This is a genomic window from Brevibacterium sp. CFH 10365 (assembly GCF_009299785.1).
GTDB classification, from domain to species: Bacteria; Actinomycetota; Actinomycetes; order Actinomycetales; family Brevibacteriaceae; genus Brevibacterium; species Brevibacterium limosum.
Window position 1 is genome coordinate 368,396 of the sequence record NZ_VIGO01000005.1, and the last position, 19,121, is coordinate 387,516.

The 19,121-nt window shown below is 65.8% G+C and carries 18 protein-coding genes; 9 read left to right on the top strand and 9 right to left on the bottom strand.

Annotation, left to right across the window (positions count from 1 at the left end):
* Positions 1-188 precede the first annotated feature (188 nt).
* Complete coding sequence (locus tag FHG09_RS12520) at positions 189-1,472, top strand: citrate synthase (RefSeq protein WP_152347979.1); 1,284 nt, start codon at positions 189-191, stop codon at positions 1,470-1,472.
* 789 nt (positions 1,473-2,261) lie between these two features.
* Here FHG09_RS12520 and dapD read toward each other — a convergent pair.
* Entirely contained in the window at positions 2,262-3,206 is a 945-nt protein-coding gene (gene dapD, locus FHG09_RS12525) for a 2,3,4,5-tetrahydropyridine-2,6-dicarboxylate N-succinyltransferase (protein WP_152347980.1), read from the bottom strand.
* Between the two features lie 41 nt (positions 3,207-3,247).
* Here dapD and dapE point away from each other — a divergent pair, with 41 nt between their 5' ends.
* The 6 genes from dapE (at position 3,248) to FHG09_RS12555 (ending at position 8,025) form a co-directional block, all read left to right on the top strand.
* Positions 3,248-4,414 carry a succinyl-diaminopimelate desuccinylase gene (dapE, locus tag FHG09_RS12530; RefSeq protein WP_152347981.1) on the top strand — a complete coding sequence of 389 codons (1,167 nt, stop codon included), beginning with the start codon at positions 3,248-3,250 and terminating at the stop codon, positions 4,412-4,414.
* 5 nt (positions 4,415-4,419) lie between these two features.
* Positions 4,420-5,232 (top strand): TIGR00730 family Rossman fold protein, encoded by an 813-nt coding sequence (locus FHG09_RS12535; RefSeq protein WP_152347982.1) that lies wholly within the window; start codon positions 4,420-4,422, stop codon positions 5,230-5,232.
* Positions 5,229-6,128 carry a dihydropteroate synthase gene (gene folP / locus FHG09_RS12540; RefSeq protein ID WP_227492743.1) on the top strand — a complete coding sequence of 300 codons (900 nt, stop codon included), beginning with the start codon at positions 5,229-5,231 and terminating at the stop codon, positions 6,126-6,128. Before FHG09_RS12535 ends, folP begins: the two co-directional genes overlap by 4 nt.
* 35 nt (positions 6,129-6,163) lie before the next feature.
* A complete protein-coding gene (locus tag FHG09_RS12545) occupies positions 6,164-6,505 on the top strand; it encodes a DivIVA domain-containing protein (protein ID WP_152347983.1) in 342 nt (113 codons plus the stop codon).
* Entirely contained in the window at positions 6,502-7,737 is a 1,236-nt protein-coding gene (locus FHG09_RS12550) for a hypothetical protein (RefSeq protein ID WP_152347984.1), read from the top strand. Before FHG09_RS12545 ends, FHG09_RS12550 begins: the two co-directional genes overlap by 4 nt.
* Before the next feature lie 117 nt (positions 7,738-7,854).
* Positions 7,855-8,025, top strand: coding sequence for a DUF3117 domain-containing protein (locus tag FHG09_RS12555; protein ID WP_064485784.1), 171 nt, complete (start codon positions 7,855-7,857; stop codon positions 8,023-8,025).
* A 79-nt stretch (positions 8,026-8,104) separates the two neighbouring features.
* Here FHG09_RS12555 and FHG09_RS12560 read toward each other — a convergent pair whose 3' ends face one another.
* Positions 8,105-8,740 carry an O-methyltransferase gene (locus tag FHG09_RS12560; protein ID WP_152347985.1) on the bottom strand — a complete coding sequence of 212 codons (636 nt, stop codon included), beginning with the start codon at positions 8,738-8,740 and terminating at the stop codon, positions 8,105-8,107.
* A 36-nt stretch (positions 8,741-8,776) separates the two neighbouring features.
* The gene (locus tag FHG09_RS12565; protein WP_152347986.1) at positions 8,777-9,109 is read right to left on the bottom strand and encodes an MGMT family protein; all 333 of its coding nucleotides are present in this window, start codon (positions 9,107-9,109) and stop codon (positions 8,777-8,779) included.
* A gap of 82 nt (positions 9,110-9,191) precedes the next feature.
* Here FHG09_RS12565 and FHG09_RS12570 point away from each other — a divergent pair, with 82 nt between their 5' ends.
* The gene (locus FHG09_RS12570; protein WP_152347987.1) at positions 9,192-9,647 is read left to right on the top strand and encodes a twin-arginine translocase TatA/TatE family subunit; all 456 of its coding nucleotides are present in this window, start codon (positions 9,192-9,194) and stop codon (positions 9,645-9,647) included.
* A 62-nt stretch (positions 9,648-9,709) separates the two neighbouring features.
* Here the strand turns inward: FHG09_RS12570 and FHG09_RS12575 are convergent, their stop codons facing one another.
* From FHG09_RS12575 to FHG09_RS12590, 4 genes are all read right to left on the bottom strand, one after another.
* The gene (locus FHG09_RS12575; RefSeq protein WP_152347988.1) at positions 9,710-11,131 is read right to left on the bottom strand and encodes a polysaccharide deacetylase family protein; all 1,422 of its coding nucleotides are present in this window, start codon (positions 11,129-11,131) and stop codon (positions 9,710-9,712) included.
* Positions 11,132-11,135: 4 nt separating this feature from the next.
* A complete protein-coding gene (locus FHG09_RS12580) occupies positions 11,136-12,257 on the bottom strand; it encodes an Mrp/NBP35 family ATP-binding protein (protein ID WP_152347989.1) in 1,122 nt (373 codons plus the stop codon).
* A 69-nt stretch (positions 12,258-12,326) separates the two neighbouring features.
* Entirely contained in the window at positions 12,327-12,878 is a 552-nt protein-coding gene (locus FHG09_RS12585) for a DUF1003 domain-containing protein (RefSeq protein WP_152347990.1), read from the bottom strand.
* A gap of 2 nt (positions 12,879-12,880) precedes the next feature.
* Positions 12,881-14,155: a magnesium transporter MgtE N-terminal domain-containing protein gene (locus FHG09_RS12590; protein WP_152347991.1), complete on the bottom strand. Its 1,275-nt coding sequence runs from the start codon at positions 14,153-14,155 to the stop codon at positions 12,881-12,883.
* Between the two features lie 216 nt (positions 14,156-14,371).
* Here FHG09_RS12590 and FHG09_RS12595 point away from each other — a divergent pair, with 216 nt between their 5' ends.
* On the top strand, positions 14,372-16,297 hold the full coding sequence (locus tag FHG09_RS12595; protein WP_152347992.1) for a calcineurin-like phosphoesterase C-terminal domain-containing protein: 1,926 nt from the start codon (positions 14,372-14,374) through the stop codon (positions 16,295-16,297).
* Between the two features lie 160 nt (positions 16,298-16,457).
* Here FHG09_RS12595 and FHG09_RS12600 read toward each other — a convergent pair whose 3' ends face one another.
* Both FHG09_RS12600 and FHG09_RS12605 read right to left on the bottom strand, forming a co-directional pair.
* A complete protein-coding gene (locus tag FHG09_RS12600; RefSeq protein ID WP_152347993.1) occupies positions 16,458-17,549 on the bottom strand; it encodes a P1 family peptidase in 1,092 nt (363 codons plus the stop codon).
* Entirely contained in the window at positions 17,549-19,075 is a 1,527-nt protein-coding gene (locus FHG09_RS12605; RefSeq protein ID WP_152347994.1) for an aminopeptidase P family protein, read from the bottom strand. The genes FHG09_RS12600 and FHG09_RS12605 overlap by 1 nt, the downstream gene beginning before the upstream one ends.
* Positions 19,076-19,121 lie beyond the last annotated feature (46 nt).

The window sequence follows — 19,121 nt, forward strand, 5'->3', positions numbered from 1 at the left end:
CCGCTAAGCTCCCGCTAAGACTTCATGCAGGGCAAAAAAGTCGGTATCTTCCCAGATCAGAGGCATTACCGACCGGTAAATGAAGGGTGCAGTGATTTTCTGATTCCCGCAGTTGTCGGTAGTCTTTGAAAGAACTGTGCAAGACACCTCAGGAAGTTCTTGAGGTCGATCAACGGTGAGGAGATCGAATGACTTCGGAGGCGAACCTCAGGATCGCTGATACGGAGCTGACACTGCCCGAGGTGTCAGCGACAGCGGGCAACAACGGATACCGTATCGGTTCTCTGCTGAAAGAGACCGGCGCGGTCACATACGATCCAGGGTTTGCCAACACCGCGACCACCTCGTCGTCCATCACTTACATCGATGGTGACGAGGGCGTTCTGCAGTACCGCGGATACCCGATCGAACAGCTCGCCGAACAGTCGAACTTCGTTGAAGTCTGCTACCTCCTCATCTACGGTGAGCTGCCGACTCAGGAACAGTTCGACGCGTTCGACGCCCGCCTGCGCGGACACACCATCGTCCACGAGGACCTGCGACGCTTCTTCCGCGCGTTCCCGTACGACGCTCATCCGATGCCCATGGTTGCAGCTGCCGTCGCGGCTTTGTCGACGTTCTACCAAGATGACCTCGATGTCTTTGACGAAGGGCAGATCGACACTTCGTCGTTCCGCCTGCTCGCGAAGATGCCGACCATCGCCGCCCTCGCGCACCGGAAGAACATGGGGCTGCCGGTCATCCACCCGGATAACTCGCTCAGCCTCGTGGAGAACTTTCTGCGTGTGAACTTCGGCGTTCCCGCTGAGGAATACGAGCCGGATCCGCTGGCGGTCAAGGCCATGGATCAGCTGTTCATCCTCCATGCCGATCACGAGCAGAACTGCTCGACTTCGACGGTTCGTCTCGTCGGCTCCTCGCAGGCCAATGTGTTCCAGTCGATCTCGGCCGGCGTCAACGCCCTGGCCGGACCCCTGCACGGCGGCGCGAACTCCGCCGTCCTCGAGATGCTCGAGCAGATCTCGGCATCTGACGACGGACCGAAGAAGTTCATGGAGCGCGTGAAGAACAAGGAAGACGGCGTCCGTCTGATGGGCTTCGGTCACCGCGTGTACAAGAACTACGATCCGCGCGCGAAGATCATCAAGAAGACCGCCGATGAGGTCCTCGCCCGTTCCGGCGGCGACCCGCTGCTCGAACTGGCTCAGCAGCTCGAAGAGATCGCGCTGGCCGACGACTACTTCGTCGAGCGCAAGCTCTACCCGAACGTCGACTTCTACACGGGACTCATCTACAAGGCTCTCGGATTCCCGACGAACATGTTCACCGTGCTGTTCTCGGTCGGCCGTCTGCCCGGCTGGATCGCTCAGTGGCGTGAAATGATCAAGGACCCCGAGACCAAGATCGGTCGTCCGCGCCAGATCTACACCGGCGCCTACAACCGCGACTACAAGGACATCAGCGAACGCTGAGTCCCGGCACTCAGAAGTCCGCGTCACCGCAGGCGGCTGAGTCCCGCCACGGCACAAGGGTTGCCGCGGCAGACGCAACGGCGTCGGAGCAGAATCGTCTGTCCGGCGCCGTTGCGCATTCACTCATCGCGTCCCACCCTCCTCTTGCAGCCTCCCTCCCCGTGTGCGTCCGCCCCCGCGGCATCCCTCACCGTCCGCGTCCGTCCCGCAGCATCCCTCACCGCTTCAGACGCTTCCTGCCGTTCCCGGTTGTCTGCACTGCTGGCGGCTTCTCCTACAGGCGCCTGCGCATCCTTCACCTTCAGCGGCAGATCCTCCTGCAGGACCAGTATGTTCAGCCGCTGCGGGTGAGGGGTGCAGGTTGGGGCCGCCGAAACGCTGCGTGCGAGCGACTTGTGTCGTGTGCCGGCATCCCTCACCGCTGGCGGCTTTTCATACGACTGCCTGAGCACCCCTCACCTTTCGTCCCATAACCTCCGGCAGGAGCGGAGCGTTGTGGGAGTCACGAGGTGTATTGCTGCTAGAAAGGTGTCGTGTCGCGAAGCATGTCGGATGCGGGCGCCGGCGCGGCGGGGAGGTGAATGAGCTGAGGGCGCGGCGGGGAGGTGAATGCGCTGAGCGTGCCGGCGGGGAGGTGAATGCGCTGAGGGTGCCGGCATGGAGGTGAATGCGCTGAGGGCGCGTCCACGTGATGTGAACGCGCCCTCAGTGATTCGGCACAGGTGTTTCCGCTCGGGCCCAGCCGTCATCGCCGATCTGCGATCGCGCAGCGCACGGCTGGCCTGCGGGTCAGTGCAGGTCGGGGTTGAGCGCGATGCCCTTGGAGTCGCGGGCGATCGCCTCGACGGTGCCGGTCACCGAATTGCGGCGGAAGAGGATGTTGTTCTTCCCGCTGAGCTCGGCGGCCTTGACCACGACATCGTCTTCGCCGGGGACCGTCACACGGGTGCCGGCAGTGATGTAGAGGCCGGCCTCGACGATGCAGTCGTCGCCGATGGAGATGCCGACTCCGGCATTCGCGCCGAGCAGGCTGCCCGCGCCGATGGAGATGCGGTGCGTGCCGCCGCCGGAGAGCGTGCCCATGATCGAGGCTCCGCCGCCGATATCCGATCCGTCACCGACGACGACGCCCTGCGAGACGCGTCCTTCGACCATGGCCGAGCCGAGCGTGCCGGCGTTGAAGTTCACGAAGCCTTCGTGCATGACCGTGGTGCCTGGTGCCAGGTGAGCGCCGAGGCGGACACGGTCGGCATCGGCGATGCGCACGCCGGAGGGGATGACGAAGTCCGTCATCCGCGGGAACTTGTCGAGTCCGTAGACGGCGACGGGTCCACGACCGAGAAGCTTCGCGCGGGTGGCCTCGAAGTCCTCGGGCGAACAGGCGCCGAAAGACGTCCACACGACATTGGCGATATGACCGAAGATGCCGTCGAGGTTGACATCGTTCGGGGCCACGACGCGGTGGGACAGGGCGTGCAGACGCAGGTAGGCATCGGCCGCCGAGGCGGGGCCGGCGTCCAGATCGATCGTGGTGGTGACGACCTCGGAGTGAGTGCCGCGAGCCTCATCGGTGCCCACCAGAGCGTTGAGGCCATCGTCGACGGCGCGGGCGGTGGCGGCCTCCTCGGCGGTGTCATGGGTATCACCGGTGCTCAGGGCGGGGTACCAAACAGAGAGGACGGTGTCGGAATGAATCGTGGCGAGTCCACGTGCGGAAACAATGCGTTCTGTCATGCCTCAAGCCTAGACGGTGGCGCCGTACTAGGCTAAGAGACATGACTGTCGATCCATCTGCTGAGACTGATGCCATATTCGCACCCACCGGCGACCTCGGTGAGTACCTGTTCGCCGCACTGGGCGACCCGGGCGAACTCACCGGTCGCCTGTGCGCCGTCGAATCCGTGTCCGGGAACGAGACAGCACTGGCCGATGCCGTCGTCGACGTGCTCGAGAGGATCAGCGCGGGCCCGGGACCGGACCTGGAGATCCTCCGCGACGGCGACACCATCATCGCTCGCACGCATCTGGGCCTGGCCGAACGCATCGTCGTCGCCGGCCACCTCGACACCGTCCCCGTCGAAGACAATCTCCCGCCCGTGCGCACTCACCTGACCGGGGCGGATTACCCCGACGATGAGGTCATCTGGGGCCGCGGTGCCTGCGATATGAAGGCCGGAGTGGCGATGCAGCTGTCCACGGCGGCCGCGCTGACCGCCCTGAACCGCGATGTCAGCTGGGTCTTCTACGACCACGAGGAAGTCGATGCCTCGCTCAATGGGCTCGGCCGCGTCTCCCGCAGCCACCCGGACTGGCTGGCCGGTGACTTCGCGATCCTCGGCGAACCCTCGAACGCCTCCGTCGAAGGCGGCTGCAACGGGACCATCCGCGTCGACGTCACCACCACCGGTGTGCGCGCCCACTCGGCACGCGCCTTCATGGGCGTCAACGCGATCCACTCAGCCGCCGAGGTGCTCACCCGGCTCGCCGAGTTCGAGACGGGCACCGTCACGGTCGACGGCCTCGACTACCGCGAATCCCTCTCCGCTGTGAACATCCGCGGGGGCGTCGCCGGCAACGTCGTGCCCGACGAATGCGTCGTGTCCGTGAACTATCGCTTCGCCCCGAGCAAGTCGGCGGCCGAGGCTGAAGGATTCCTGCGCGAGCTCTTCCACGGATTCGACGTCGTCGTCACCGATGCCGCCGAGGGCGCACGTCCCGGGCTCGACAGGGCGATCGCCCAAGACTTCATCGACACTCTCGGACTGTCCCCGGCTCCGAAGCTCGGCTGGACCGACGTGTCCCGGTTCAGCGCGCTCGGCGTTCCGGCGGTGAATTTCGGTCCCGGCAATCCGCTGTATGCCCACAAGTCGGATGAGCATGTGAGAGTCACCGAGGTGGAACAGGCCACCGCAGCTCTGCGCAGCTACCTCCAGGGCCGGTGAACGAAATGGCCAGATCGACAGACGATTCGACCGGCGACCCGGCGGTCGACCCTGGTTTCTACAGCAAGGGGCCGCTGCGACTGAGCGGTGACCAGGTGCCGGCGACGACGACGGACCAACGCCTCCTCGAATCGAAGTCGGACACCGACTGGGTGCACGAGGATCCGTGGCGAGTCATGCGGATCCAAGCCGAATTCGTCGAAGGCTTCAGCTCTCTGGCCGAGATCGGACCGGCCGTGTCGATCTTCGGCTCCGCCCGACTGAGGGCCGGCACTCAGGCCTATGCGGACACCCGGGAGATCGCCCGCCGGCTCGCTGACAACGGCAATTCGATCATCACCGGCGGAGGACCCGGAATCATGGAGGCCGGCAACCACGGTGCGTGCGAGGGCGGTGCAGTGTCCATCGGTCTGGGCATCGAGCTGCCCTTCGAAACCGGTCTCAACGAGCATGTCGAACTCGGCGTGAACTTCCGCTACTTCTTCGTCCGCAAGACCATGTTCCTCAAGTACTCGCGCGGTTTCGTCGTCATGCCCGGCGGCTTCGGCACGCTGGACGAGCTGTTCGAGGCCTTCACCATGGTCCAGACCGGCAAGGTCACCTCATTCCCGATCGTGCTCTTCGGCACCGGCTATTGGCAGGGCCTCGTCGATTGGATGCGCGATACCCTCCTCGCCTCGGGAACGATCACCGAAGCAGACCTGCGCATGTTCACCCTCACCGACGACATCGACGAAGTCGTCGCCGCGATCGGACCCGGCTCGAATCCGAACGGCGAGGTCTCCACCGCGGACAATCCTGCGAACGGCCGATCGTGAGAGGCGACACCTCAGCACAGCCGGAGGCCGAGCGGTTCGACCTGGCCCGGGCCCAGCCCGGAACCCCGGCGATCATGGCCGTGATCAACCGCACCACCGATTCGTTCTACGAATCGGCCGCCACCCTCGATCAGGCGATCGCCGCCGTGGAGGGCGCCGCCTGCGCGGGTGCCCAGATCGTCGATATCGGGGGAGTGCGTGCCGGCCGCGGGCGGGAGATCTCCGTGGACGAGGAGATCGACCGCGTGTGCCCGACTATCGAAACCGTGGCCCGGGCTCACCCGCACGTGCTCATCAGCGTCGACACCTGGCGCCATGAGGTGGCCGAGGCCGCCTGCAGGGCCGGTGCCGGACTGCTCAACGACACGTGGGCCGGGGTCGACCCGGAGCTCGCCGAGGTGGCCGCCCGACATGATGTCGGCATCGTCTGCTCCCATACCGGGGGCCTGAGCCCGCGCACCGACGCCCACCGCAGCCGCTATGGCCTGCGGGCCGGGGACGTCGTCGGCTCCACCCTGGCAGGCGTCATCGAACTCGCCGAGGCGGCCCGCGCAGCGGGCGTGCCCGAGGAACGGATCATCATCGATCCCACTCCTGACTTCGGGAAGAACACCTACCACTCGCTGCGGCTGCTGCGAGAACTCGACCGGTTCACCGCCACGGGCTATCCGGTGCTGCTGGCGATCTCACGCAAGGATTTCGTCGGAGAGGCCATCGGCGCCGTCGGTCCAGCGGACCGGCTGTACGGCACGATCGCCGCGACCGCACTGGCCATCGAGAAGGGGACGGCGCTGATCCGCACCCACGATGTGCGAGCCACCGCGGACGCGATCGACGTGACCTTGGCGATCACCGGTGAGGCGGCGCCGAAACACACCGTACGCGGACTGCGCTGAGCGGTCCGGGCACGCGCCTATGCGAAAATGGTGCCATGCCTTTGTGGATTGTGATCGGTGTCGCGGCTGCGGTCTTCGTCCTCGTGTTCGTCGTCGCGGCGACCTTCAACGTCTTCTCCTCCGAAACGGTCGATGAGGCTGAGGAACGCTGGACCGGCCTGCCTGAGGAATTCACCAGCGACGACCTCGACTCCGTGCGATTCCGCCCCGCACTGCGCGGTTATCGGATGGAAGACGTCGATGAGGCCATGGCAGTGCTGCGCGCACGCCTGGGTGAACTCGAATCTGCGGTCGGGACCGAGGCGGCACCCGCAACCGCCCCCACCACCCCGACCGCATCTTCTGAGGGGCCGGAAGCGGCTGCCGGACCACGATGAGCCGCCCCGCAGACCTGCCCGGAATCACTCTCGCCCCCGAAGCCTTCGACTCCTCCCGCTTCAGCCGCCTCGGCGCTCTGTTCATGGCTCTGCCGGTGTGGCTTCAGGCCGTGGCCGTGTACTTCGCCTCCCGCGTCGTGAGCCTGTCGATCTTCGCCGCAGTCCTCAAACGCCAGGACCCGGCGAACTGGTCATCCTCCCCGGTGACGACGACCCTGAACGACTTCCTCAACTTCTGGGACGGAGGCTGGTACGGTCGCGTCGCCGACGAAGGCTATCCCCGCGTCCTGCCCGTCGACGAGTCGGGAGCGGTCGCGGAGAATCAGTGGGCGTTCTATCCGCTGCACCCGTCGATCGTGTCCACTCTGGCCGACTTCACGGGGCTGAGCTACGAGGTCATCTCGCCGATCGTGTCCACGATTGCCGCCGGTCTGGCCTCGATCGTCATCCTCCACCTCTTCCGGAAGTACGTCGATGCCGGTCAGGCGCTGATGGGGCTGGCGCTGGTGATGTTCTTCCCACCGGCTGCGATCTTCTCCACCGGATACGCCGAATCCCTGACCCTTCTGCTCCAGGCGACGGCGCTGTTCCTCATCGTCGAACGACGCTATCTCACCGCTCTCCCGGTCGTCGTCTTCATGGATCTGTCCCGGCCGATCGGTGTGGCGTTCTCGTTCTTCATGCTCTTCCACCTCATCGACCGCTTCCTTCGCCGCCGCAGCGATCCGTATCCGATCGGCGAAGCGGCCCGATCGTGGACCCTGGGTGTGCTGTCCTGTGCAGCGGCCCTCATCCACCCCGTCCACGCGTGGTGGGCGACGGGATCGCTGACGGCCTATACCGACACCGAGGCGGCCTGGCACACCGGTGAGACCACGTTCGTCGTGCAGTGGGTGGCCCAGTCGATCAGCCTCATCGGTCCGCTCGGCCCGGTGCTGCTCGTCATCGTCATCGCCGGAATGCTCGCCCTGATCTTCTCTCCGGCCGGAGCGCAGATGGGACGGACCCTGCAGCTGTTCTGCCTCGGCTACGGCATCTACCTGCTCATCTTCTTCAACCCCCAGACGTCCACCCTGCGTCTGCTGCTGCCTCTGTTTCCCATGGCGCTGACCTTGGCGCTGGTGCGTTCCCGCGGCTATCGGGCCGCGATGCTGGTGGCGTATATCCTGCTTCAGATCGTCTGGGTCGCCTACCTGTGGCACTTCACTCCGCCCGCCGATCTGCCCCCGTGACCCTCCGTCGGGTGAGAGAGTTACCGGGAACGCGCGGATCATGGAATAATCTCAAGTACAACAGTCGGTCCACCGGGTGTGAACCGTCTTTGCATGACAACGGAAGGAAGAGCCCATATGGCAGCCCAGAAACCCCGCACCGGCGACGGACCTCTGGAAGTGACCGAAGAAGGCCGAAGCATGGTGATGCGGCTTCCAGTCGAAGGCGGAGGTCGCCTGGTGATCGAGCTCAGCAGAGATGAAGCCACCGGACTCCACGACACTCTCGCCCAGACACTGGGGCTCTGAGCCGACGGCCGCAGCGCACGGCCGATCGGAACCGCACGAACAGCAGAGACTTACATGTAAGTCTCTGCTGTTGTCGCATTCACTGTGTCTTCTGCAGGAGCAGCAGGCCCTCTCCGATGGGCAGCAGCACTCTCTCGAGGTGTTCCTGTTCGGCGATGCGGTTGAGCATGCTGCGGGCCGCCTGGGTGCGCGGGCTGCGGTCGACGGGATCGGCGACGGCGCCCTTGAGCAGTGTCTTGTGGATGACGAGCAGGCCCTGAGAGTCGAGCAGTCGCAGCGAGGGCTGGATCATCCTCTCCAAGCTGCCCGGTTCCACGTCGATGAAGACCATGTCATAGGCCGAAGGGGCGAGCCGTTTGAGCACCTCTTCGGCACGGCCGCTCATCAGCCGCAGTCGACCCGGCCTGATCCCGGCCATATCGACGAGGTCTCGCGCGGCACTCTGGGTCGTCGAGTTCGTGTCGATCGACGTCAGTATCCCGGCGGTGGGCATTCCCCGCAGCAGCGACAGCGTCGATGTTCCCACTCCGGTGCCGACCTCGACTGCAGCCACGGGAGTGAGCAGTCGGGCCAGCAGCGTCAGCGTCTTCGCCGTGGTCTGGGAGACCGGTGCGATCCCGAACTCATGAGAGTGGGTGCGAGCGGCGTCGAGCAGCGGATCGGGACCGTTGTACTGTTCCGAGAAGGTGAGATCACCTGCATTTTCGCGTGCCAACCGGCCCCTCCCTTCTGCTGCTGAGTTGTCCCAAGTCTAACCGCATTCGGGTTCGATTCCGTGGGTGCGCCACAGCTGATCGAGCTCATCGACATCGAGGAACGCCGTGCGATCGACACGCTCGTGCGAGTGCGGAGTGCCCTCGTCAGCCCAATGGGTGCGGGCTCGAGCGAAGATCTCCGGCGGCAGAATCCCGGCTGCGTTGACGACTCGCCACCAGGTGACGTTCGACCCGAATTCCCGCATCACCCGACCGACGTAGCGCGGTGAACAGTCGGCGACGGCACCGATCGTCCCATAGGCGACGACGCGCGAGGCGGGGACGAGCTCGACGATGCGCAGCACCCGCTCGACGGCTATCTCGTCCACTGCGCCTCCCGGCAGGATCGGGGTGTCGAACCTGTGCTGACCATGAGTCGATGCTACCGCCGTCCACGGTAGACTTGAGACCATGTTGGGTATCAACGGCACCGAAATGGTGATCCTGGTCGTTGTGGCCTTGGTCGTGATCGGACCAAGACGCCTGCCCGAATACGCTCAGAAGCTGCGGGATCTCGTTCGGCAGATGCGTCGGATGGCCGAAGGCGCGAAGGACAGCGTCCAGCGCGATTTCGGCGACGACTTCAAGGACGTGGATTGGCAGAAGCTCGACCCGCGTCAGTACGATCCGCGGCGGATCGTTCGCGAGGCACTCGTCGAAGAGGACGCAGCCATCCGCGAGTCCAAACGTCACGAACGCACCTCCCCGGAGTCGCTCCCCGCTGATTCCGCGGATGCCGCCGTCTCCACTCAGACCGGCACCGAGGCGGCCCCCGCCCGGGAGAGATCGCCCATCGAACGGTTCCAGGCCCAGGTGGATCTGCGTGACCGGTCGGGTGCGGCGCCTTTCGACCCCGAAGCCACCTGAGATCGCCGCCGACAGCGTCGGCACCGCATCGGATGCACCCCGAGGGCGGTGAGGGATCCCGCTCAGTTCTTCATCACTGCCGGATGCTCGGGATTCGAGCACAGCTCATCGGCGTAGCCGCGGCAGAAGTACGATCCGCCCTTCTTCAACTCGATTCCGGAGAAGAGCTCACGCACCGTCACTGCGTAGAGCCCCTCGTCCGCCATGGTCGAGAAGACCGCCGGTGCCGCCTCTGCGGTCGTGGGATGGATGGAGTGCATGAGCACGATCGAACCGGGGCGTGCCTGCGACTGCACGCGGCTGACCGTCTTCTCGGCATTCCTGTGCTGCCAATCTCCGGTGTCGACGTCCCAGATGATCGCGGGGTCGCCCAGAGCGTGTGCGGCGCGTCTGTCGAGGGCGCCATAGGGCGGGCGGACGAGCGGATGCTCCTTCACCCCGACCGACCGCAGTGACCGTCCGGTCCGGTCGATCTCTTTTCGGTTCGTCGCCGAGGAGGTCGTGTCCATGCGCACATGCGAGAAGGTGTGATTGTCGACCTCGTGTCCGGCTGCGATGATCCGTTCGGCAACCTCGGGGACAGCCTTGGTGTTGGTCCCGAGGAAGAAGTAGGTGAGCCGGATGTTCGCCTCATCGGCGGCATCGAGGATCGCCTGCTCGGTCTCCGCCTCTCCGGGACCATCGTCATAGGTCAGGGCCACACAGGGCAGCAGCGCACAGGAGAAGTCCGGGGACCGCTGATCGCCGGGCTGCGGCAGCTCGAGACCGCTGTGCAGCGCCGTCTGGACTCGGTGGCCGATGGAGGAGAGATCGGCGTCGGAGACTGGGGCGTCATCGATCGTCAGTGTGCCGGTGTCATCGGCGCCGACGGTTGCGGGGTCGACGGGTGCGGCGAAGAGCCGGCGGGCATCGATGGTGCGGTCGTGGGCGAGGTCGGTGAGCAGCAGTCGCGTCTGTGGGCGCGGTGAGTCAGTCATGACAGCGGTGATGACGAAGTCCCCGCCGGCGGCCAGCATGCGGGTGCGGATGTCGACGGTGCGCGGGTCGGATCGGTATGCGCGGTCCGCCTCGGGGGTCGCCCGAGCGGGTGCGAACGCCGTCGTCGGCCACCGATGGACCGGCGCTGTCTGCACAGGGTCGAAGGCGGCGCGTGCGGCGAAGGCACCGGACTGCTCGAGCGCGGACAGCACACTCGCTTCGATCGCCGAGTTGAGCGAGTCGGCCCCGGGCAGGCCGAAGGTGTGGATGTCCAAGCGGGGTGTGCGCTTCTCAGACACCACAGCATAGCTGCGCATCGCGGCGGACAGGGCCTCCCGGTTCTCGGCAGCGGTCACCCTCTGTGCAGCTTTTGCCGACTGCTTGGGGGCGGGGTCGTCCCGGAAGGCCGTGACGACGGCTCCGGCCAGGAGGACGAGAACGGTCAGGGTGCTGAGAGCGGCGAAGACAGAGTAGACCAGGGTGTCACGAGGGGAGAGGGGAGACACCGACTCAGACCGGGCTCAGTCCCAAGGATCTGCCCGACAGGCCCCTGCTGCGTCGCCGCAGCGACTCGGCGAGGGTCTCGAAAGCCTGAGCGGCAGGCGACTCGGAGTCGGCGAGCACGACCGGGGTGCCGGCGTCCGAACCTTCGCGCAGTCGAGTGTCCAGTGGGATCTGGGCGAGCAGCGGAACCTCGTGCTCGAGGGTGGCGGAGAGGTTCTCGGCGACACTGGTGCCGCCGCCGGACCCGAACACTTCCATTCGAGTGCCGTCGGGCATCTCCATCCAGGACATGTTCTCGATGACCCCGGCCAGCTTCTGCTTCGTCTGAGTTGCGATCGATCCGGCGCGTTCGGCGACCTGGGCGGCCGCTGACTGCGGTGTGGTGACGACGAGGAGCTCCGAACCCGGCAGCAGCTGTGCCACGGAGATCGCGATATCGCCGGTGCCGGGAGGCAGATCGAGCAGCAGCACGTCGAGGTCGCCCCAGAAGACATCCGTGAGGAACTGCTGCAGGGCGCGGTGGAGCATCGGACCGCGCCAGACGACGGCCTGGCTCGGCGGGACGAACATCCCGATGCTCATCACCTTCACGTTGTGGGCGATCTGCGGCAGGATCATCTCATCGACTCGGGTCGGCTTTCCGGAGAGACCGAGCATGCCCGGGATGGAGAAGCCGTAGATATCGGCATCGACGATTCCGACGCGCAGCCCCTTGTCTGCCAGGGACACGGCGAGGTTCGCGGTCACCGACGATTTGCCGACGCCGCCCTTTCCGGACGCAACGGCATAGACCTTGGTCAGGGACTCGGGGCGATTGAACGGGATGTCTCGGGTGCCGCTGCCCTGCAGCTTCTCCTTCATCGCCTTGCGCTGGTCGGGACTCATCGTGCCCAGGACGACGGCCATCTCGGTGACTCCGTCGACACGGGCCACTGCGGCTTCCGTGTCTCTGGTGATCGTGTCCTTGAGGGGGCACCCGGCGATCGTGAGGAGAACCGTTACGGTGACCTTGCCGCCGTCGATGCTGATCGATTCGACCATATCGAGTTCGACGATGTTGCGGCGGATCTCCGGGTCGATGACGCCGGTCAGTGCCTCTCTCACGGCGTCCTCAGAGGGACCAGTCATGCCCACGTCCTTTCCTTCCCGGATCAGTGCTTCCGAGGCTTCAACCCTACCGCTTCGGCCGTTGTCTCGTCATCTGCCCCTGGGGCCGCCTCGGCGCTGTTCTGCAGGGCCGGAGTCGACCTCTTCGGTCTGGTTCCCGTCCTGTCTGTTCTCCTCCTCCAGCTCCTTGAGCAGATCCTTGAGTTCGGAGCGGATGAAGTCTCGGGTGGCGACTTCGCGCATGGCGATGCGCAGCGCCGCCACCTCCCGTGCCAGGTACTCGGTGTCGGCGAGGTTGCGTTCGGCGCGCTGCCGGTCGTGTTCGAACTCGACCCGGTCGCGGTCGGTGCTGCGGTTCTCCGCGAGCAGGATCAGCGGGGCCGCATAGGAGGCCTGCAGAGACAGGATGAGGGTCAGCAGTGTGAAGTTCAGCGACCGCGGGTCGAACTGCCACGATTCGGGCAGCAGAGTGTTCCACAGCAGCCACACGGCACAGAACACGGTCATCCCGACGAGGAACGCCGGAGTGCCCATGAACCGGGCGAAGGCTTCGGCCCCGCGTCCGAATGTCTCGGGGGAGACGGTGAAGTTCGGCAGGCGGCGTCTGCTCGACCGAGGGATCTCGAAGTCATCGACGGCCATATCTACCCCCTGTTGCGATCGTCACGACCGGTGGTTCTCCAGTCCTCGGGCAGAAGCTCGTCGAGGACGTCGTCGACGGTGACCACACCGACGAGGCGATCGTTTTCGTCGGTGATCGGCACCGACACCAGATTGTACGCGGCCAGCAGCTTCGCCACCTCGCCGAGTGGAGTCTCCGGCGACAGCGGTTCGACCTCCGTGTCCAACATGATGCCCACCGCCTCATGCGGCGGATGCCGCAGCATCTCCTGGATATGGACGAGACCCAGATATTTGCCCGTCGGGGTCTCCACCGGCTGACGGCAGACGAAGACGGCAGCGGCCAGGGCCGCCGGCAGGTCCTCCCGACGGACATGGGCCAGGGCTTCGGCGACAGTGGCTTCCGGGGTCAGGATGACCGGTTCGGTCGTCATCAGACCACCGGCGGTGTCGTCGTCGTAGGCCAGAAGTGTGCGCACATCTTCGGCCTCATCGGGCTCCATGAGGGTCAGGAACCGTTCGGCCTGATCATCGCTGAGCTCACCGAGGAGGTCGGCCGCATCGTCGGGGGCCATCTCCTCGAGCACGGTGACGGCTCGTTCGGTTTCGAGGCCGGTGAGGATTTCGATCTGGGTTTCGGCCGGCAGCTCTTCCACGACATCGGCGAGACGTTCGTCATCCAGCGCCCGGGCCACCTGAAGACGGCGGGCTGAGTTCATCTCGAAGAGCACATCGGCGAGGTCGGCCGGCTTCGTGTCCTGATAGGCGGCGATGAGCTGGGTGGCTTCCTGGTCGACCTCGGAATCCACCGGATGGTCGGCATCCGTCCAGTCGATCTGCTTGGTCTCACCACGGCGGCGGAAGGCGGCGAAGGCGCTGCGTTCGGGCACACGCCGCACGAACAGCCGGGTGACCTCCCAGTCCTTGTTCACCTGCTGTTCGATGCCGACGTCCTCGATGAGCACCGGCGAATCGTCGTCCCGCAGACGCAGACGCCGGTCGAGCAGATCGTTCATCACCAGTGTCTCCGACTCACGCTGTTCGAAGCGGCGCATATTCACCAGCCCCGTGGTGATGACCTGCCCGGAGTCGATCGCGGTGACCCGGCCCATCGGCACGAACACGCGCCGCCGACCCGGTACCTCCACGACGAGGCCGATGACCCGGGGGAACTGCCGCATAGTCGCCCGGTAGACGACGACGGCGTCTCGGACCCGGCCGACCTGATCTCCGAGAGGGTCGAACACGGGGGCGGAGACGAGTCGGGCGACGAAGACTCTTTTCGGTGGACCACTCATGGTCTCAGACTACGTGGTGCGTGGACTTCTTCGCGGCCGCCTCGGCGAATTGAACCCAGATCACATTCCCCGGCGGTGAGTGCTGTGGGCGTCGGGTTCCACTCGGACTCTTCTCCTATTCATCAAGCAGTCCTGTCCTCTTCATCTCGTTGTCGCCCCGTCTCCCTAGGGTCATCTCTCGGCAGAACCCGCCACAGTCGAATACAGGAGAAATCCATGCAGACACGACGAATCCGCCCGCGCACCGCTGCCGCAGGCCTGGGAGCCTGCGCCGCGCTCTCGCTCTTCGCCCCGCTTCTCTCGTCCTCCTCGGCGATGGCCGCGGACGCACCGCCCGAACTCTACGAAGGCCACGTCCAGGTCGACCGCGGCAAGGCCGACGACCCGGAGAGGTTCACCGGTCAGGTCTTCGACGACGTCAACGAGAACTCGAAGCTCGACGGTGATGAGAAGGGAGTGTCCGGCGTGGCGGTGTCGAACGGAGTCGACGTCGTCCAGACCGACGGAGACGGCCGCTATGAGCTGCCGGTGCGTGAGAACATGACCGTGTCGATCACTCAGCCCTCCGGGTGGCAGGTGCCCGTCGATGAGGACAAGGTCGCGCAGTTCAGCTACAACCATCTGCCCGACGGTTCCGGCGACCTCGAATTCGGGGGCATCGAACCGACGGGCGAGACGCCGAAGGCCGTGAACTTTCCGATGATCGAGTCGAAGGCCACGGCGAAAGACGACCAGAACTGCCCGATCGCCGCCGACACCCAGGCCTATGACAAGACCGAGATGGGCTACGCCCGCGACGGAGCCGTCGGCGACCTCGCCGACCGCAACGACTACGGGGGCTGCGGAGTGCTCCTGCTCGGTGACAACGTCGGTGACGACCTCAGCCTCAATGACGAACTGCGTGACATCTACTCGCAGACGAATGGGCCCGTCCGAGCGGCACCGGGCAACCACGACCAGGACTATGACGCAGTCGATGACTCCCACGCCCTCGACACCTTCCGCGACCAGTTCGGACCCTCGTACTTCTCCTACGACGTCGGCAAGACTCACTTCGTCGTCCTCGACAGCATCGAGTACGAGGGCAAGGCGAACGGGAAGAAGTACAAGGAGAAGATCTCCGAGGAACAGCTGACCTGGCTGGAGAACGATCTGAAGAATGTGCCGAAGAACGCTCAGGTCGTCATCGCCACCCACGCACCCATCCTCACGCACAAAGAGGTCGTCGTCGACAACGCGAAGGACTTCTACGACGTCATCGCCGACTACCCGAACGCCGTGACCGTCGGCGGACACACGCACACTCAGGAGAACCTCGTCGCAGGGGAGACGCGGAAGGAATGGGCCGAGGCCGGGATCGAGAAGCTGCCGAACACCCAGATCGTCGCCGGCGCCGTCTCCGGCGACTGGTACTCCGGCGGCCTCAATGCCGACGGGCTGCCGTACTCATTCACCCAGGACGCTTCGGAGCCGGGTGTGCTCACCCTCGAGTACGACGGTGGTTCGCGCAGCGAACGCTACACCGTGCGCAACGAGTCCGACGACCACCAGCTGCTGCTCGGAGTGAACTCCCCGCAGTGGCGTGACTGGGCGCAGAAGGCACAGGAATGGCAGGACGCTGATCAGGAGGGCGATGCCCCGAAGCCGGTGTCCGAGCGCGTGGTCACCCGCGATGACCTCGAACAGGGTGAGACCTGGCTGACTTCGAGCTTCCTCGCCGGCACCTCCGATGCTCGCGTGGAGGTCAGCTTCGACGGCAAGGCACCCAAGCAGTCCGAGCATACTCAGCCGGGCAGGGGCGAGGCTCTGGCCAAGGGCTGGGAGTACACCGATCCGTATACGGCGTCGCAGAATCTGCGCACCTCCGGCAACGTCGGCCAGTCGAGTTCGCACCTGTGGCGGACCGAGATCCCCTCGGATCTCGACCTGGGCACCCACACTGCCGAGGTGACCGGAACCGACCGCTACGGTCGTGACTTCACCCAGACGGTCCGATTCACCGTGGTCGAGGACGACGCCGCGGCGAAGACCGAATCGCTGAAGCTGCTGCGTCAGGACGGCTTCGACACCCAGCAGAAGAAGGAGATCCGGGATCCGAAGGGTCTCGACTCCGAAGAGGCGCAGTCGGCTCGCAACGACTGACGCTCCTGAAGGGAGCAGAACCTCAGCGCGGCCGTCGGATCGGGCCGTTTGAGAGCGGCTGAGAACCGAGAGCAGCGGGGCCCGCCGAACGGCGGGCCCCGCCTCTGCATCCAGAGTGCGATGAACGCAGTCTCATCTGAATGAGGTGAGCTCAGTGCCGTCAGAGAGCGGTGAACGCGGACGCGAAGTCCGGTGCGATCTCGCTCAGCGTCGGCGGCTGCCCCCATGCCTCGGCGACCGGTGTCGCCGAAGCATGGGCGTCGAGAATCGCCAGACTGAGCGCATCCGCCGCCGCCGCGGTGATCATCACGAGTTCTCGGGTGGCGGCGCCGTGGCCCGAGGGCAGCTCGTTCGCTCCGGTGGCGAGGCCGAAGACCGTGTCGCCGTCGAAAAGGGTGTGCGAAGGCTGCACGGCTCGGGAGATGCCGGCATGCGCCCCCGAGGCCATCCGAGTGGTCTGTGCCGGATCGAGCCGTGCGTCGGTGGCGACGATCGCGATCGTTGTGTTCTTCGCCCCGGTCCCGGAGTCGGCTGGCGGTGTGGCGGGAAGTCCCTGCACCTTCGGCAGATCGAGACCAAACGAGCGCAGCAGCGGGTCCAACCACAGACCGCCTGACGGGGTGCCGATCGTGCCCAGCGAATTCGCGACCACAAGAGCTGCGACCGTGATTCCGCCGGGCAGACGGACGGCGCAGGACCCGAGACCGCCGCGCAGACTCTGGAACCCTGACCGGGCACCGGTTCCGGCACCTATGCTGCCTCGGACCTCGACCGTCTCACCGGACAGCGCCGCTCGCGCCGCCTGAGAGCCTTCGGCCGGGGTCGGCGGGGCCACGGAGCCGTCTCCGCGACCGAGGTCGAAGATCGCAGCCGCGGGGACGAGCGGAATGACCGCATCGGCGAGCCCGGGGGCGGGGAAGCCGAGGCCGGCCTCGGCGAGAGTGTCGACGACCCCGGATACGGCGCCCAGGCCGAAGGCGGAGCCGCCGGTGAGGACGATCGCATCGGCACCGTAGGAATGAGTGCCGGGGGCGATGACATCGGTCTCACGGGTGGCAGGACCACCGCCGCGGACATCGACACCGACGGCCGAACCGGGCGGGGGCAGCACAGCGGTGATCCCGGTCAGACGGGAGTCGGTGAGTTCACCGGCATGGCCGAGGCGGATGCCGGGCACCTCGAGGATTCCGCGCCCGCGGAGCGGGCCGGACCGTGCGGTCGAACCCGAGCCGCGGGCGGTATCCGAGGTCATCAGCGGTCCTGGGGCCGACCCTGCACCCAGGCCTCGATCTCGGCGCGGGTGCGGGGGAAGTCGGCGGAGAGGTTCTCCACTCCGTCGGCGGTGACGAGGACATCGTCCTCGATGCGCACACCGTTGCCCCGGAATTCTTCGGGCAGCAGCAGGTCATCGGACTTGAAGTACAGACCGGGTTCGATGGTGAAGACCATTCCCGGCTCGATGGTGGCGTCCAGGTACATCTCCGCCCGCGCCTGAGCGCAGTCATGGACGTCGAGACCGAGGTGGTGGCTGGTCCCGTGCACCATCCACCGGCGGTGCTGCTGACCTTCAGGCGACAGCGATTCGGACGCGGAGACCGGCAGCACCCCGAACTCTTCGAGACGTTTCGCGATGACTTCCATGGCCGCCTCGTGGACCTCACGGAACTTCACAGGACGCTCGGAGTGCTCGGCGGCCACGGCGAACGCGGCATCGGAGGCTTCGAGCACGGCATCGTAGATCTTCGCCTGCACCTCGGTGAAGGTGCCCGAGACGGGCAGGGTGCGGGTGATGTCGGCGGTGTAGAGCGAATCGGCTTCGGCACCGGCGTCGACGAGGATGAGGTCGCCCTCCCGGATCCGGCCGTCGTTGCGGATCCAGTGCAGGGTGCAGGCATTGTTGCCCGAAGCGGCGATCGTGTCGTAGCCGACTCCGTTGCCGTCGGAGCGGGCAGCGGTCTCGAACGCGGTTTCGACGACACGCTCACCGCGACGGTGGCCCAGCGCCTTCGGCAGCGATGCCACGACGTTGTCGAAACCGGCACGGGTGATGGAGACGGCCTCGCGCAGCTGCGCGATCTCGTGGTCGTCCTTGATCAGGCGCAGCTCGGAGAGCATCTGGGCGAGCTCCGCGTCTCCTGCCTCGGAGGTCTCGAGATCGGCCTGGACCTGGCTGCGAGCGAGGTCGATGACTCCGTCGATGCGGGTGTCGGCCTGGCGCACGAGCCGCACGGAGATGGCCCCGAGATCCTTCGTGATCGCGTCGTCGACGGTGCCGGAGTTCTCCGTGGCGATGCCGGTCATCGTGGACATGGCCTCGAGGTCGGCGCGCGGTCCGACCCAATACTCGCCGTAGCGGGAATCGGAGAAGAACTCTTCGGTGTCGGCACCGGCGCGGGGACGGAAGTACAGGGTCACGTCGTGGCCGTCGTCGTCTGGTTCGAAGACGAGAACGGCATCGGGCTCGGAATCGGCTTCCAGACCCGTGAGGTGGACGAACGCGGAATGAGCACGGAAGCGGTAGTCGGTGTCGTTCGAGCGGACCTTGAGCCCGCCGGCGGGAACGACGAGACGTTCGCCGGGGAACGCCGCGGAGACTGCGGCCCGGCGTGCCGGCGTGAAACCGGCGGCGGCGAGAGCCTCGGCGTTGAGCGGTGTGCGGTCCCAACCGGATGCGACGAAATCGCGGAAGGCAGTGGAATTCGGTCGATGTGAGCGATTGTTGACGCGGTCTGCGAGGTCCTGAGTCGAGTCTGGGGTCTCTGAATTCTGCTCTGTCATGCCGCCAGTCTAGACGGGCGGAGTGACATGGTGCGTTCATGTGGAG

Excerpts from the sequence above, each read along its gene's own strand:
- FHG09_RS12585 (WP_152347990.1), bottom strand. The coding sequence starts at position 12,878 with ATGGCCGTCGATGACTTCGAGATCCCTCGGTCGAGCAGACGCCGCCTG.
- FHG09_RS12550 (WP_152347984.1), top strand. The coding sequence starts at position 6,502 with ATGAGCCGCCCCGCAGACCTGCCCGGAATCACTCTCGCCCCCGAAGCC.
- FHG09_RS12580 (WP_152347989.1), bottom strand. The coding sequence starts at position 12,257 with ATGACTGGTCCCTCTGAGGACGCCGTGAGAGAGGCACTGACCGGCGTC.
- FHG09_RS12605 (WP_152347994.1), bottom strand. The coding sequence starts at position 19,075 with ATGACAGAGCAGAATTCAGAGACCCCAGACTCGACTCAGGACCTCGCA.
- FHG09_RS12545 (WP_152347983.1), top strand. The coding sequence starts at position 6,164 with ATGCCTTTGTGGATTGTGATCGGTGTCGCGGCTGCGGTCTTCGTCCTC.
- FHG09_RS12590 (WP_152347991.1), bottom strand. The coding sequence starts at position 14,155 with ATGAGTGGTCCACCGAAAAGAGTCTTCGTCGCCCGACTCGTCTCCGCC.
- dapD (WP_152347980.1), bottom strand. The coding sequence starts at position 3,206 with ATGACAGAACGCATTGTTTCCGCACGTGGACTCGCCACGATTCATTCC.
- FHG09_RS12555 (WP_064485784.1), top strand. The coding sequence starts at position 7,855 with ATGGCAGCCCAGAAACCCCGCACCGGCGACGGACCTCTGGAAGTGACC.
- dapE (WP_152347981.1), top strand. The coding sequence starts at position 3,248 with ATGACTGTCGATCCATCTGCTGAGACTGATGCCATATTCGCACCCACC.
- FHG09_RS12535 (WP_152347982.1), top strand. The coding sequence starts at position 4,420 with ATGGCCAGATCGACAGACGATTCGACCGGCGACCCGGCGGTCGACCCT.
- FHG09_RS12520 (WP_152347979.1), top strand. The coding sequence starts at position 189 with ATGACTTCGGAGGCGAACCTCAGGATCGCTGATACGGAGCTGACACTG.
- FHG09_RS12595 (WP_152347992.1), top strand. The coding sequence starts at position 14,372 with ATGCAGACACGACGAATCCGCCCGCGCACCGCTGCCGCAGGCCTGGGA.
- FHG09_RS12600 (WP_152347993.1), bottom strand. The coding sequence starts at position 17,549 with ATGACCTCGGATACCGCCCGCGGCTCGGGTTCGACCGCACGGTCCGGC.
- FHG09_RS12570 (WP_152347987.1), top strand. The coding sequence starts at position 9,192 with ATGTTGGGTATCAACGGCACCGAAATGGTGATCCTGGTCGTTGTGGCC.